The following is a 13531-nucleotide window of genomic DNA, read 5'->3' as shown; positions in this document are numbered from 1 at the left end:
ACGCCCCCGGGTCTTTGCGGGATCGCCGCAAAATCGCCCTAAAAACCGAATGGTAACCATGCCGGGCTAGGGTGGCGACGTGACCAATTCTCCGACGATCCTGGTGTTCGATTCCGGCCTTGGCGGGCTCACGGTGCTCCGCGAGGTCGTGGCGGCGCGGCCCGACGCGCATTACGTCTACGTCGCCGACGACGCCTTCTTCCCCTATGGCCACCACAGCGAGGACGAGATCATCGCCCGCGTCGTGCCGCTGATGGGGGAGCTGATCGGCCGGCATAGTCCAGACCTCGTCGTCATCGCCTGCAACACGGCGTCCACCCTGGTCCTGTCTCACTTGCGCGCCACCTATTCCGTAGCCTTCGTCGGCACGGTGCCGGCGATCAAGCCGGCCTGTGCGCAGTCCAGGACCCGCCGCGTTTCGGTGCTCGGCACCAAGGGCACGGTGAAGCGCGAGTACACCAAGGCGCTGATCCGCGATTTCGCACAAGGATGCGAGGTGACGCTGGTCGGCTCGCCCGAGCTCGCTTCGCTGGCCGAAGCCGCGCTCGGCGGTAGCCCGATCAGCGACGAAGCCATCCTCGCCGAGCTCGCTCCCTGCTTCGTCGGCGACGCCTCGGATGCGAGCGCGCGCACCGACACTGTGGTGCTCGCCTGCACGCACTACCCGCTTCTGCTGGACCGGATGAAGAAGCTCGCGCCCTGGCCGGTCGACTGGATCGATCCGGCGCCCGCGATCGCCCGTCGCGTCTCCGACCTGCTCGGCCCGCCGACCGGCGGCATCGCGCAGTCCGGCGCCGAGATGATTTTTACATCGAACCGCGTGCATGGTCTCAGCGCCACGCTGACGCCGTTCTTCGGCGGACGCGCGGTGGCCTGAGCTTGCGCACTGGCGGCGCGCTGCTAGGCTTTGCCGTCGCCATCGTCCCGCAGGATGTTCCATGTCGGTCCCCGCAAAGCCGCTGAACCGCCTCCTCCAGCTCTGGCGCGAGGGTCGCCCCGCCTTCGGTGCGATCGCGACCATCCCGAGCGTGCAGATGGTGCAGATCATGGCGCGCTCGCTCGACTGGATCATCGTCGATCTCGAGCACGGCCCGATCGGATTGACCGAAGCCCACGCGATGATCGCCGCGACCACGGGCACGCCGTGCACGCCTCTGGTGCGGATCGCCGCCAACGAGCCGTGGCTGGCGAAAGCGCCGATGGACATCGGTGCCTTCGGCATCAACTTCCCGATGATCACGAGCCGCGCGGATGCCGAGAAAGCGGTGCGCAGCGTGCGTTACCCGCCGCGCGGCGATCGGCTCTGGGGTCCCTTCCACGCGCCGTTCCGCTGGGGCCAGTCGATGCCTGATTACATGGCCTCTGCCGACGACGAGATGATCTGTATGATCACGATCGAGCACGTCGATGCGGTCGATCGCATCGACGAGATCATGGCAACGCCCGGTATCGACGTCGCGGTCATCGGTCCCGGCGATCTCGCCACCTCCATCAACAAGCGCGGCCAGATGGATGATCCGCAATTGCTGGACCTGATCGCGCGCGCCGAGGCGGGCATCCTCAAGAGCGGGGTGCCGATCGGCGGGGTGGCGCGCACCGCCGATCAGGCCAATGCGCTGATCGACCGCGGCTACCGCGCGATTGCGCTGGGCTTCGACTGGTCGCTGTTCCAGCGCGGCATCATGGCGGCCTACGAGGGGGTCAGGCGCTGATCGGGCCGATCGACGCATGACCGACCGACGCGACCAAGAGCGCCTGATCGAGATATAAATCATTGAAAATGGATGATTTTTTGGTCTAAAGGGGGTCCATCTTTGGCGCTGCCCGGTGCGGCGAACCGACCGGCCCCAAGCGGGTTGGTTCGTGCTAGAGCGAGCAGGCGGGCCCCGCTCGTTGCACATATTTTGATCTTTTGATTTGGAACCGGAGGCCTATGCGCGGGACGCCCAAGACCATTTCGCTGCGTCGTCGTGTGATCTGCGACCTCATGCACGCCTCGAAGGGCGTACCTTTCGTTTCATTGGCCCGTTCGCTCAATATCCGCCCCCTGCTGGAGGCCCGCGCGGACGCGGCCGCGCCCGCCGGCTGGGCCTCGATGTTCGTCAAGGCTTTCGCCCTGGTTGCAAAGGACGAGCCGATCCTGCGCACCCTTTACGTCAAATGGCCCTGGCCGGCTCTGTATGAGCTTCCAAAGAGCGTGGCGACGGTCGCGATCGCGCGGGTCGAGGATGGCGAGGAGTGCGTGCTGCTGCAGCGAATCGCGGGTCCCGAGGCTCTTTCGCTGGCAGAAGTCGATGCGGAAATCCGACGCGGCAAGACGGCCCCGATCGAGGATGTTCCGATGTACCGCAAGATCATGCGGGCGACCCGCCTGCCGTTGCCATTGCGGCGCCTGTCCTTGGCCATCGGTCTGAATTTCGGCCGTCAGCGCGGTAACTGGTTCGGCAGCTTTGCGGTAAGCTCGGTCGCCGCCTACGGCGGCGGCGAGCTCCACCCGATCACGCCGGGCCCCTTTGTCCTGAGCTATGGGCTGGTCGAGCCGGATCAGACCATCCATGTCGTGATCCGCTGGGACCACCGCGTCACCGACGCCGCCCCGATCGCGCGGGTCCTGACCCGGCTGGAACAGGTCCTGAACACTGAAATTGCTGCCGAATTGCGGGCGGCGGGGTCAAAGCCGGTCCGGGCGGTCAGGACGTGAGAATACCGTCGTCGCACGCTCCGGACTGACAGGCTAAAGAATTGACAGCCAACCCCAAAGTCCCCTAAAAGCCGCCTGCTCGCGGGCCGGTTTCGGCCCGCGAAGCGTTTCGCGACCCGTGGTCCTCTCCCTTAAGCTTTGGGGATCGGACCTGTCGGTGCCGGGATCATCCCGTCACACAGGAGGGCGCGTTTCCTCAAACCATGACCTGAAGAGGACGCGATGACTAAGCGCAGTGAGGCGAAGTACAAGATCGATCGCCGTATGGGCCAGAACATCTGGGGCCGCCCGAAGAGCCCCGTCAACCGCCGCGAATACGGCCCCGGCCAGCATGGCCAGCGCCGCAAGGGCAAGCTCTCCGACTTCGGCGTGCAGCTGCGCGCCAAGCAGAAGCTGAAGGGCTATTACGCCAACATCAGCGAGCGCCAGTTCCACGGCATCTATGTCGAGGCCAGCCGCCTCAAGGGTGACACCGGCGAGAACCTGATCGGCCTGCTGGAGCGTCGTCTCGACGCGGTCGTGTACCGCGCCAAGTTCGTCTCCACGATCTTCGCCGCACGCCAGTTCATCAACCACGGCCACATCAAGGTGAACGGCCGCAAGGTCAACATTTCGAGCTATCAGCTCAAGGTCGGCGACGTGGTCGAGGTCAAGGAAGCCTCCAAGCAGCTCGCCCACGTGCTCGAAGCCAGCCAGCTTCCCGAGCGCGAGGTCCCCGACTATCTCGAAGTCGACCACGGCAAGATGACCGCGAAGTACGCCCGCATCCCCGGCCTCTCCGACGTGCCGTTCCCGGTGCAGATGGAGCCGCATCTGGTCGTCGAATTCTATTCGCGCTGATAAGTTTCGGCAGATCGACATTCAAAAGGCTCCGGTTCTCCGGGGCCTTTTTGTTTGGTAGCATGTCATCGATGTCTCGCGCGGCCGACCAGTCGCCAACACTCTGCCTTCTGCAACGCCGACTGAAGCGGCGCTTCGCGCGTGGGAGGCCCTCTCCCGTGCCGAGCAGATCTGCCGATATCAGGGGCTGTTCGCTCTGCCCGATTGCAATATCTTCACAGCAGACACGCCAGACGACATCCTCCTCGCCGCGCGACAGCGCGTCGCTCAACGTTCTCGTGGCTAGTACAGGTCATCGGGGCACGCACGCAATACGTCGCAATTGTTCGACTAGAGATGAGACACGCCATGCTCTACACCCCTCCCCCCGTCGATCCCAAGGCGCCGCCGGTGCGCATCAATCTGCTCTCGGACACGCAGACCAAGCCGACGGCAGGGATGCGGGAGGCGATGGCGCGGGCGGAAGTCGGCGACGAACAGGTCGGCGACGATCCGACCGTGAACGCGCTGTGCGAGCGCGTGGCCGATCTGCTCGGCAAGGAAGCTGCGGTCTACATGCCCTCGGGCACGATGTGCAACGTCACCGCGACGCTGGTGCATTGCCGCCCCGGCGACGAGATCCTCGCCCATGAGACCGCGCATATCATCGCGCGCGAAGGCGGCGCGCATGCCGCAATCGGCGGTTTCCAGGTCACCCAGCTCAAGGGCCCCGATGGCCAGTTCACGCCGGAGACTCTTCGCAAGGCGCTGCATCCGCGCACCCGCTACCAGCCGCCGCAGACCATCGTCAGTGTCGAGCAGACCGCCAATATCGGCGGCGGCACGATCTGGAAGAAGGCGGTGCTCGACGAGATCGTCGCGATCGCCAGGCAGCACGACCTCGTCACCCATATGGACGGCGCGCGCCTGCTCAACGCCACGGTCGCGAGCGGCATCTCGCCACGCGACATGACCGCGGGCTGGGACTCGGCCTGGATCGACTTCTCCAAGGGCCTGGGCGCACCGATCGGCGGCGTGCTCGCAGGCTCGCGCGCCTTCATCGACGCGGTCTGGCAGTGGAAGCAGCGGCTCGGCGGCTCGATGCGGCAGGCCGGCATCTGCGCCGCAGCCTGCATCTATGCTCTCGACCACCACGTCGAGCGCCTGGCCGACGACCACGCCAATGCGCGCGCGCTCGCCCGCGGCCTGTCGCAGATCTCGGGCATGGAGGTGCAGGAGCCCGAGACCAATCTCGTGTTCTTCAAGCCCGACGGCGCCGGCATTCCCGGCGACAAGATGGTCGCCGCTCTCCGTCAGCGCGGCGTGACGCTCGCGATGATGGACGGCCGCATCCGCGCCTGCACGCATCTGGACGTCAATGCGAGCCAGATCGAGGAGACGATCGGATACGTGCGCGAGATCATGCGCGGGGCGTAAAGCTCAGCCCCATAGCCCGGATGGAGCGCAGCGAAATCCGGGATCTATCCACGCGGTGAGGACGTCCCGGATTGCGCTTCGCTCCATCCGGCTACGCAAAGGGAGAGAGATCTCACCGCCCCATCGCCTGATAGATCAGCGTCTTCAGCTCGAGCTGGATCCGGCCGCGCTGCGAGGGGGTCTGCACCATGAAGATTCCGAACAGGTCGTCTTCGGGATCGATGAAGAAGAAGGTGCCGCCAACGCCGTCCCAGCGATATTCGCCAAGCGGCCAGTTCGTGCCCGGCGGCACTGCGGTACGTACGGCGAAGCCGAGGCCGTAGCCGCTGGTCTCACCCGGATAGTAGTGCTTGTCGCGCTCGACGCGGGTTTCGGGACCGATATGATCCCTCGCCATCAAGGCGATGGTTTCCCGCTTCAGATAACGTCGACCTTCAAAGGTGCCGCCGTTGAGCAGCATTTGCGAGAAGCGGGCATAATCGCCGACGGTGCCGACGAGGCCGCCGCCGCCCGACTCCCATCGCAGCGGCTTCCTGATATCGCGAACCTGCGTGATCGGGCTGATCGCCCGATCCTGCGGCATCGGCTCGGCGATACGGGGCCATTTGGCGGGATCGGCGACGTAAAACGCCGTGTCCTTCATCCCGAGTGGTTCGAGCAGCCGCGTCTTCGCGAACTCGAGCAGCGATGTCCCCGAGATCACCTCGATGATGCGCCCGAGCACATCGGTGGAATGGCCGTAGTCCCAGATCGTGCCGGGCTGTTCGGCGAGCGGCAGCGCGGTGATCTTCGCGACGAATTCGGCATTGGTCGAATTCCTGTCGAACAGTCCGGCGTCGGCGTAGAGCTTGTTCACCAGGTCCCCGCCATAATAGCCATAAGGAATCCCGGCGGTATGCCGCATCAAATCCTCGATCGTCACCGGACGGTTGAGCGGCTCCAGCTCCAGCGAGACCTTGTCGTCCTCGGCCTTCTTCTCGACGCCGACCTTCATGCCGGCAAAAGCCGGAATGTATTTCGAGACGGGATCGCTGATCGCAAGCTTACCCTCCTCGACCAGCATCATCGCCAGGACCGAGGTGATCGGCTTGGTCATCGAATAGAGGCGGAAGATCGTGTCCGCACTCATCGAAAGTTGGGTCGCGACGTCGCGGACGCCGAAATTCTCGCAGTAGACCGGCTCGCCGTGTTGCTGGAGCAGCAGAATTGCCCCCGGAAATTTGCCGGTCGCGATCTCGTTCCTGATGTAGTCGGAGACTTTTGCCAGGCCTTCGGGCGTGAATCTGTACGCGCGGCCCTCCGAGCCCGCCCGCGCACTTACGGCGCTGAACAAAAGAACGAGCGCCGCGAACAGCGCGCGGCGCCCGTTCATGTCACTTCTCCATGGCTTCATAAACCAGCTGCTTCAATGTCCGCTGCACGCGCTGGCGCTCGCTCGGGGTCTGCTGCAGCACCAGGAAGAACATGTCCTGCTTGCGATCAACCACCAAATAGCAACCGCTGGCGCCGTCCCATTTCAATTCCCCGAGATCGCCGGGCGGCGGAGGTTTGGCATTACCGGGATCGGTGCGCACGGCAAACCCAAGTCCCATGCCAAAACCGTCACCGGGAAAATAGAAGTAGTCCCGCTCAACGCCGGAGTCCTTGCCTGCATGGTCCGATGCCATTAGCTCAAACGTCTGCGGGCTGAGATAGGTCTTGCCCTCGAACGTTCCTCCATTGACCAGCATCTGCGCAAAGCGGGAAAAGTCCGCCATAGTCGAAACCATGCCGCCGCTGGCGGATTCCCACTTCTGGCGAACCTCAGTCCTGTACTCGCGGCCGACCCGGAAATTGCTGTCGTTCGGCAGCGGCTGGGCGAGTCGTTTCAGTCTCTCCGGTTCGGTGACGAAGAAGCCTGTATCGGTCATACCGAGCGGATCGAGCAGCTTTTCCTTCTCGAGTTCGAACAATGTCTTTCCGGACACGATTTCCATGATCCGCGCCAGAATGTCAGTGGAATGGCCGTACTGCCAGAGTGCGCCGGGTTGATTGTGCAGCGGCAGCTTGGCGATCCGCTCGGCGAACTCGGCGAGATCGAATTCGCCCGCGTAGATGCTAGCGTCGCGATAGGCCTTGCGAACCAGACTATCGCCGTAGAAACCGTAGGTTATCCCGGAGGTATGGCGCATCAGATCGAGAATGGTAATGGGCCGGGCCAGTGGTACCAGCTCGAGCGTCTTGGTGCCGTCCTCGACCTTCTTCTCCTCACCGACCTTCACATTTGCAAAGGAGGGAATGTATTTCGAAACGGGATCGTCGAGCTTGATCTTTCCGTCTTGGATCAGTTGCATCGCCACAACGGAGGTGATCACCTTGGTTAGCGACGACAGGCGGAAGATGGTCTTGTCCGTGATCGGAGCCTTGCTGACCACGTCCTGAACGCCGAAGACTTCGTGATAGACCGGCTTGCCATGCTGCTGGATCAGCACGTTTGCACCGGCGATCTTGCCCGTCGCAACCTCGTTCTTGAAGAACTCGGTGATCCTGCCGAGCTTCTCCTGGTTGAAACGTGCGCCGGCCGGAATCTCGTAAGTGCCCTCCGCGCGCGCCGGCGAGATCGCGGCAAGCGACACCAACGCGCCGCAGGCGAGCGCACGCAGTCCAAATTGTGAAATCATATCCCCTCCCCGGAACATGGCGCCTCGGAGTGTACCGACCGCGTCATCAGGCACAAGGGCTGCCGTACCGCGCCAAGACATCCGAATGGAGGGCGGCGCTTGCCTCCGAGAAACAACAAAATATGACGTGCGCAACCAGCGGCGCAGCAGGCAGGGCTTCGATGGCGGCATGGACCGCGATCTTTGCCGCCTGGTCGGCAGGAAAACGATATACGCCGGTCGAGATCGCGGAGAACGCCAGCGAAGTCAGCCCATTGGCCTGGGAGAGCTCCAGCGCACGGCGGTAACAGGAACGAAGTGCCGCCGCCTCGCCGCGAGTGCCGCCGTGCCAGACCGGACCGACGGCATGGATCACGTATCGGGCGGGCAGACGATAGCCCTTCGTGATCTTGGCATCGCCGGTCGGGCATCCCCCGAGCGTCTGACATTCGGCGAGAAGCTCGGGACCAGCGGCGTCATGGATCGCGCCATCCACGCCGCCCCCGCCAAGGAGCGACGTGTTCGCGGCGTTGACGATGGCGTCAACGCCGAGTGTGGTGATATCGGCGACGATGACCTCGAGCTCCGCGCCGCCAATCCGGCGCGTCAGCACGGTCACGTGTCAGGCCGCGACGACGACGCCCTTCTCGGAGAAGAGCTGCTGCAATTCGCCGGCCTGGAACATCTCGCGGACGATGTCGCAGCCGCCGATGAACTCGCCCTTCACATAGAGCTGCGGAATGGTCGGCCAGTTCGAATATTCCTTGATGCCGTTGCGCAGCTCGGCGGATTCGAGAACGTTGAGGCCCTTATAGCCGACACCGATATGGTCGAGGATCTGGACCACCTGGCCGGAGAAACCGCACTGCGGAAATTGCGGCGTCCCCTTCATGAACAGAACCACGTCGTTCGACTTCACTTCATTGTCGATGAATTCCGCGATGCTCATATCCGTGTCCTTCTGGGGCAGAGCCCTCACCAATTGCTTCGGGCCGGCTCAGCCGATTTAACCCGATACCTGCCCATATATGTAGCCCAAACCGTTGTGCATCCAAAGTAAAATGGCGGCGACGGGTCCCCGCGGCCGGATTGACCCCAGCCGGGTCCATAGGCTGATGACATCAATATCATCGCCGCAGAGGACTTTCATACCGTAACGGAGCCCCTATCTAGGACGAACCCTGTTCATGGAACCGGGTCGTGCGAACAACGTTCTCTTGTCCTGTCTGGAGAAAAACGTGACGAAACAAGCCTCAGCCACGGCCTCCCTGCGTTCGTCACCGTCCTCTCGCGAGGACGACCTCGCCCAGCGGCTGGAAGCGGCGTTCTCGACTGTCCGCAATGAGACCGAACGCCGGGCCGCACCGCTATCGCCCGAGGACCAGCAGATCCAGTCCATGCCGGATGCCAGCCCGACCAAATGGCACCGGGCCCATACGACCTGGTTCTGGGAGCAATTCCTGCTCGGCGAGCATGCTGCGGGCTACCGGCCCTTCCACCCCGATTTCGCGTTCCTGTTCAATTCCTACTACGTCAGCGCCGGCCCGCGACATGCTCGCAATCATCGCGGCGACATCACCCGCCCCAGCGCCGACGAGGTCGGCGCCTATCGCAAATACGTCGATACGGCCGTCGGCAAATTCTTCCGCGAGGCCGGCGCGGACAAGCTCCGCGCAATCGCGCCGCTGGTCGAGGTCGGGCTCAATCACGAGCAGCAGCATCAGGAGCTGATGTTCACCGACATCCTGCATGCCTTTGCGCAGAACCCGATCTATCCGGCGTATGACCCGGCCTGGCGCTTCCCGACCGCAACGCGCGGCGGCGATGACTGGCTGACGCTGAACGAAGGCATCCACACCGTCGGCCATGTCGACGACGGCTTTCATTTCGACAACGAGAAGCCGGCGCACCGCGCCCTGGTCGGCCCGGTCAGGATCGCCCGCAATCTGGTCACCAATGCCGAGTGGCTCGCCTTCATGCAGGACGGCGGCTACCGGACCGCAACCCTGTGGCTGATGGACGGCTTTGCCGCGGCCAGCAAGGAAGACTGGCAAGCCCCCGGCTATTGGCGCGAGGTCGACGGCGCATGGCAGGTGATGACGCTGGCCGGCCTCAAGCCGGTCGATCCGGACGCGCCGGTCTGCCACATCAGCTATTACGAAGCGGATGCGTTCGCGCGCTGGTCCGGAAAACACCTGCCGACCGAGATGGAATGGGAGGTCGCGGCCCGCGCTGGCCAGCTCAACGACGCCTTCGGCCTCGTCTGGCAATGGACCCGCAGCTCCTACGCGCCCTACCCCGGCTATCGCGCCGTCGAAGGCGCGCTCGGCGAGTACAACGGCAAGTTCATGGTCAACCAGCTGGTGCTGCGCGGCTCCTCGCTTGCAACTCCGCAGGGCCACAGTCGTACCACCTATCGCAACTTCTTCTATCCGCACCACCGCTGGCAGTTCACCGGGTTGCGGCTTGCCGATTACGACTAAGTATTCCGACGACAGATGCGCGCCGGACAGCGCGTTCAGGAGAGTATCATGAATGTGCACGCCAGCGCTTTGGCCGAGGCCCATCTTCCCGACGAGCAGACCACCGCCTTTGCCCGCGAGGCCATCGAGGACCTCTCGCAGCAGCCGAAAAAGCTGTCGCCGAAATATTTCTATGACGCGACCGGATCGGAGCTGTTCGAGGCGATCACCAAGCTGCCGGAATATTATCCGACGCGCACCGAGCTATCGATCCTGAAGGAGCGCGGAAGCGAGATCGCAAGCATCATCCCGGAGCACGCCGCGCTGGTCGAGTTCGGCGCCGGCGCGACCACGAAGGTGCGCCTGCTGCTCGATCATTGCAAATTCGCAGCCTATGTCCCCGTCGACATCTCCGGCGACTTCCTGAAGGCACAGGCGAGCGGCCTGAAGCGGGATTTCCCGGCGCTCGGCATCTATCCGGTGGCGGCCGATTTCACCACGCCGTTCGAGCTGCCCAAGCAGGTTGCATCCATGCCGAAGGTCGGCTTCTTCCCCGGCTCCACCATCGGCAATTTCGAGCCGCAGGAAGCGCAGGCCTTCCTGAAAAGCGCGCGCAAGATCCTCGGCAAGGGCGCGCAGATGATCATCGGCGCCGATCTCGAGAAGGACGAGCGGATCCTCTTCGACGCCTATAACGATGCGGCCGGCGTCACCGCGCGCTTCAACCTCAATGTGCTGGTGCGCATCAACCGCGAGCTCGGCGGCAATTTCGACCTGTCCGCCTTCACCCATCGCGCGATCTACAACCGCGAGCGGCACCGCATCGAGATGCACCTGATCAGCAGGAAGAGCCAGACCGTGCGCCTGCTGGGCACCAGCTTCTCGTTCCGCCCGGGCGAGAGCATCCACACAGAGAACAGCTACAAATACAGCATCGCGCGTTTTGCCGCGCTGGCCCAGGGCGCGGGCTGGCGGGTCCGCGAGAGCTGGACGGATGCGGCGAAGATGTTCTCGGTGCACGCGCTGGAGGTCGCGGAGTAAGGCCGGGCTTCAATGCTCCTCGGCTTCTTCGGGCGCCGACCCCAGCGACACCGACTCCCACACCGCCACCACGATCAAAATGGCGCTCGTCGCGATCGAGAGCCACAGCGGCGACAAATCCGACGCAAACCACCACAGCACCAATAGCGCGATGATGCCGATGCCGTGCGAAAGCTGGAGGAAGCCGCGGACCGCGTGCTTGAACAGGATGGTGCCGATCAGAAACACCAGGGGGCCGCCGATCGTGCTCAGAACCGTGCGGACGTCGGAATGGCCGGACGGATGCTTCAGCACCAGTTCGTCCGAGACCGCGGTCAGGATGATGCCGGCGATGATCGGCATATGCAGATAGGTGTAGGCGAGCCGCGCCAGGCGGCCGGACTCGCTTGACTTCGAGATCCGCTCCAAGCCGGCCTCCGCGCCCTTGTGGAAATAGATCCACCACATCGCGATGGCGCCGACCAGCGCTGAGACGAAGGCGAGAATGTTGCTCGCGGTCCACTCCAGTTCAGCGAAGGTCGCGCCGTTGACGATAATGGCCTCGCCGAGCGCGATGATGACGAATAGACCGCAACGCTCGGCCATATGGCCGCCTTCGACCGCCCAGGCCTCAACGGAAGAAAAGCCCAGCTTCGGCACCCAGAACCGCGCGGCCGGCGAGATGTATTCCCAGGTAACCGCCGCGATCCACAGCCATAGCCGCCTCTCGCCCTCGGCCAGGCCGCCCGCGATCCACAACGCCGCGGAGATCGACAGCCAGGTCAGGATGCGGATTGCGTTATGCCGCACCGCTGTTCGATGCAGCGGCGTTGCGAGCAGCCAGAACGCGGTACGCCCCACCTGCATGGCCGCATAGGCAATCGCGAACCACAGGCCACGGCCCTCGAAGGCGGTCGGGATCGTGGTCGACAGCACGAGGCCGCCCAACATCATCGCAAAGAGCAGGAGCCGGACCGGGGTCAGCTCGGGATTGAGCCAGTTGGTAACCCAGGCGGTGAAAACCCACAGCCACCACACCGCGAGAAACAGCACCGCGACGTGCACGGCGCCGAGCGGCGTGAAATGGTGCAGCAGCGTGTGCGATATCTGCGTGACGGCGAAGACGAAGACAAGGTCGAAGAACAGCTCGACGAAAGTGACGCGGCTGTGCTGGTTCGGCACAATGACGCGGAACATCGCGCCGTGCGGATTGTCCGCAGCCATCATCGTCCCCTCGTGGCGCTGGTCAGGTCAGGTGCAGCTTCGTCAAGTACCTGGCACGCCGGTTTGCAGCGCCAGCGCGTGCAGCACGCCGCCCATCTGGCCGCGCAGGGACTGGTAGACGATCTGGTGCTGCTGGACGCGCGATTTGCCACGGAAGGATTCCGAGATCACGGTCGCGGCATAGTGGTCGCCGTCGCCGGCGAGGTCACGGATGGTCACCTCGGCATCGGGGATCGCTGCCTTGATCATCGCCTCGATATCGTGGGCGTCCATGGGCATTCGGGTCTTGCTCCTTATCTCGGCTGCAAACAGCCTCATCATCGAATCGCTGCCGGGGGTCCCCTCACCGGCAAGGTCAAACTTAGCGTGAACGGCCTTCTACGTCACGCTTTCCGGCACTATATCCCTGATCCCATCAGGACATAGGCACGACAAAGTGCCGCGCGCGGCAGATTGATCGAAAAGGCGTGAAATCATGAAGCTTCCAGGGCCCGACCACCCGATCACGATCACCCCAAATCCCCGGCGCGTCCGCGTCACGGCGGGCGACATCGTGATCGCCGAGACCAGCAAGGCGCTGACCTTGAAGGAGGCCAGATATCCGGCAGTGCAATATGTACCGCGGGAGGACGCCAACATGGCCCTGTTGGAGCGTACCGACCGCGTCACCCATTGCCCCTACAAGGGGGACGCGAACTATTACAGCGTCAAGGCCGACGGCAAGACGCTGGACAACGCGATCTGGACCTACGAGACACCCTTCCCCGCGATGACGGAGATTTCAGGCCATCTCGCGTTCTATCCGGACAAGGTGAAGATCGAGGAAGTGGGATAAGCGCCGCAACCCACGACCGTCATGCCCGGGCTTGTCCCGCCTGCGCGGTCGAAGCCGCTCCGGCGAGGCGAAGGCCCGGGCATCCACGTTCTGTACGCGGTAAGGCGTGGATGGCCGGGTCAAGCCTGGCCATGACGGCGAAGAGGGCTGAATCAGCTACGTCCTGAAGATCGTGAGTCCCAGTATCAGCAGCACCAGGAAGATCGCCACGAAGACGTAGAACAGGAAGCGCGCGATATCGGCGGAGGCGGCCGAGATTCCGGTGAAGCCGAGCACGCCGGCCACGATCGAGACAAGTAGGAAGATCAGGGCCCATTTCAGGATCGACATCGCCAGCTCCGAACTGCCGCGTCTCACGGCCTACGCTGTTTTCGGCGAACGCTAACATTGCTGC

15 protein-coding genes are annotated in these 13531 nt (G+C 63.7%); 8 read left to right on the top strand and 7 right to left on the bottom strand.

Annotation, left to right across the window (positions count from 1 at the left end):
- Positions 1-79 precede the first annotated feature (79 nt).
- From murI to ACTEK7_RS32015, 5 genes are all read left to right on the top strand, one after another.
- Positions 80-877: a glutamate racemase gene (gene murI, locus ACTEK7_RS32035; RefSeq protein WP_225132718.1), complete on the top strand. Its 798-nt coding sequence runs from the start codon at positions 80-82 to the stop codon at positions 875-877.
- Between the two features lie 61 nt (positions 878-938).
- Entirely contained in the window at positions 939-1712 is a 774-nt protein-coding gene (locus ACTEK7_RS32030; protein WP_225147555.1) for an HpcH/HpaI aldolase family protein, read from the top strand.
- Between the two features lie 221 nt (positions 1713-1933).
- Positions 1934-2701, top strand: a complete 768-nt coding sequence (locus ACTEK7_RS32025; protein WP_225147556.1) for an acyltransferase — start codon at positions 1934-1936, stop codon at positions 2699-2701.
- A 222-nt stretch (positions 2702-2923) separates the two neighbouring features.
- On the top strand, positions 2924-3541 hold the full coding sequence (gene rpsD / locus ACTEK7_RS32020; RefSeq protein WP_036012915.1) for a 30S ribosomal protein S4: 618 nt from the start codon (positions 2924-2926) through the stop codon (positions 3539-3541).
- Positions 3542-3889: 348 nt separating this feature from the next.
- The gene (locus tag ACTEK7_RS32015; RefSeq protein ID WP_225147557.1) at positions 3890-4957 is read left to right on the top strand and encodes a threonine aldolase family protein; all 1068 of its coding nucleotides are present in this window, start codon (positions 3890-3892) and stop codon (positions 4955-4957) included.
- Positions 4958-5069: 112 nt separating this feature from the next.
- Here the strand turns inward: ACTEK7_RS32015 and ACTEK7_RS32010 are convergent, their stop codons facing one another.
- Genes ACTEK7_RS32010 through grxD form a run of 4 tightly spaced genes read right to left on the bottom strand, consistent with a single transcriptional unit; the run spans position 5070 to position 8545 of the window.
- Entirely contained in the window at positions 5070-6329 is a 1260-nt protein-coding gene (locus ACTEK7_RS32010; RefSeq protein ID WP_225147558.1) for a serine hydrolase domain-containing protein, read from the bottom strand.
- Position 6330: 1 nt separating this feature from the next.
- Positions 6331-7617, bottom strand: coding sequence for a serine hydrolase domain-containing protein (locus ACTEK7_RS32005; RefSeq protein ID WP_225147606.1), 1287 nt, complete (start codon positions 7615-7617; stop codon positions 6331-6333).
- 46 nt (positions 7618-7663) lie between these two features.
- Entirely contained in the window at positions 7664-8215 is a 552-nt protein-coding gene (locus ACTEK7_RS32000) for an O-acetyl-ADP-ribose deacetylase (protein ID WP_109143232.1), read from the bottom strand.
- Positions 8216-8218: 3 nt separating this feature from the next.
- On the bottom strand, positions 8219-8545 hold the full coding sequence (gene grxD, locus ACTEK7_RS31995; RefSeq protein ID WP_018647423.1) for a Grx4 family monothiol glutaredoxin: 327 nt from the start codon (positions 8543-8545) through the stop codon (positions 8219-8221).
- Positions 8546-8783: 238 nt separating this feature from the next.
- Here grxD and egtB point away from each other — a divergent pair, with 238 nt between their 5' ends.
- Complete coding sequence (gene egtB / locus ACTEK7_RS31990) at positions 8784-10079, top strand: ergothioneine biosynthesis protein EgtB (RefSeq protein WP_225147559.1); 1296 nt, start codon at positions 8784-8786, stop codon at positions 10077-10079.
- Between the two features lie 48 nt (positions 10080-10127).
- Positions 10128-11099, top strand: coding sequence for an L-histidine N(alpha)-methyltransferase (gene egtD, locus ACTEK7_RS31985; protein ID WP_036027840.1), 972 nt, complete (start codon positions 10128-10130; stop codon positions 11097-11099).
- A 9-nt stretch (positions 11100-11108) separates the two neighbouring features.
- Here the strand turns inward: egtD and ACTEK7_RS31980 are convergent, their stop codons facing one another.
- Both ACTEK7_RS31980 and ACTEK7_RS31975 read right to left on the bottom strand, forming a co-directional pair.
- On the bottom strand, positions 11109-12302 hold the full coding sequence (locus ACTEK7_RS31980; protein WP_225147607.1) for a low temperature requirement protein A: 1194 nt from the start codon (positions 12300-12302) through the stop codon (positions 11109-11111).
- Between the two features lie 42 nt (positions 12303-12344).
- Positions 12345-12581, bottom strand: a complete 237-nt coding sequence (locus ACTEK7_RS31975; protein WP_011088461.1) for a BolA family protein — start codon at positions 12579-12581, stop codon at positions 12345-12347.
- Positions 12582-12777: 196 nt separating this feature from the next.
- On the opposite strand from ACTEK7_RS31975, the gene ACTEK7_RS31970 reads away from it, so the two are divergent.
- On the top strand, positions 12778-13137 hold the full coding sequence (locus tag ACTEK7_RS31970) for a DUF427 domain-containing protein (RefSeq protein ID WP_036043505.1): 360 nt from the start codon (positions 12778-12780) through the stop codon (positions 13135-13137).
- A 156-nt stretch (positions 13138-13293) separates the two neighbouring features.
- Here the strand turns inward: ACTEK7_RS31970 and ACTEK7_RS31965 are convergent, their stop codons facing one another.
- A complete protein-coding gene (locus ACTEK7_RS31965) occupies positions 13294-13467 on the bottom strand; it encodes a DUF1328 domain-containing protein (protein ID WP_036012969.1) in 174 nt (57 codons plus the stop codon).
- Positions 13468-13531 lie beyond the last annotated feature (64 nt).

This window comes from Bradyrhizobium sp. JHI2711 (assembly GCF_056156565.1).
Note: the sequence above shows the minus strand (reverse complement) of the source record. Positions and strands in the feature narration are given on the sequence as shown.

Bases quoted from the DNA above. Each gene is read 5' to 3' on its own strand.
- ACTEK7_RS32030 (WP_225147555.1), top strand. From the start codon at position 939: ATGTCGGTCCCCGCAAAGCCGCTGAACCGCCTCCTCCAGCTCTGGCGC.
- ACTEK7_RS32025 (WP_225147556.1), top strand. From the start codon at position 1,934: ATGCGCGGGACGCCCAAGACCATTTCGCTGCGTCGTCGTGTGATCTGC.
- rpsD (WP_036012915.1), top strand. From the start codon at position 2,924: ATGACTAAGCGCAGTGAGGCGAAGTACAAGATCGATCGCCGTATGGGC.
- ACTEK7_RS32015 (WP_225147557.1), top strand. From the start codon at position 3,890: ATGCTCTACACCCCTCCCCCCGTCGATCCCAAGGCGCCGCCGGTGCGC.
- ACTEK7_RS32010 (WP_225147558.1), bottom strand. From the start codon at position 6,329: ATGAACGGGCGCCGCGCGCTGTTCGCGGCGCTCGTTCTTTTGTTCAGC.
- ACTEK7_RS32005 (WP_225147606.1), bottom strand. From the start codon at position 7,617: ATGATTTCACAATTTGGACTGCGTGCGCTCGCCTGCGGCGCGTTGGTG.
- grxD (WP_018647423.1), bottom strand. From the start codon at position 8,545: ATGAGCATCGCGGAATTCATCGACAATGAAGTGAAGTCGAACGACGTG.
- egtB (WP_225147559.1), top strand. From the start codon at position 8,784: ATGGAACCGGGTCGTGCGAACAACGTTCTCTTGTCCTGTCTGGAGAAA.
- egtD (WP_036027840.1), top strand. From the start codon at position 10,128: ATGAATGTGCACGCCAGCGCTTTGGCCGAGGCCCATCTTCCCGACGAG.
- ACTEK7_RS31980 (WP_225147607.1), bottom strand. From the start codon at position 12,302: ATGGCTGCGGACAATCCGCACGGCGCGATGTTCCGCGTCATTGTGCCG.
- ACTEK7_RS31975 (WP_011088461.1), bottom strand. From the start codon at position 12,581: ATGCCCATGGACGCCCACGATATCGAGGCGATGATCAAGGCAGCGATC.
- ACTEK7_RS31970 (WP_036043505.1), top strand. From the start codon at position 12,778: ATGAAGCTTCCAGGGCCCGACCACCCGATCACGATCACCCCAAATCCC.
- ACTEK7_RS31965 (WP_036012969.1), bottom strand. From the start codon at position 13,467: ATGTCGATCCTGAAATGGGCCCTGATCTTCCTACTTGTCTCGATCGTG.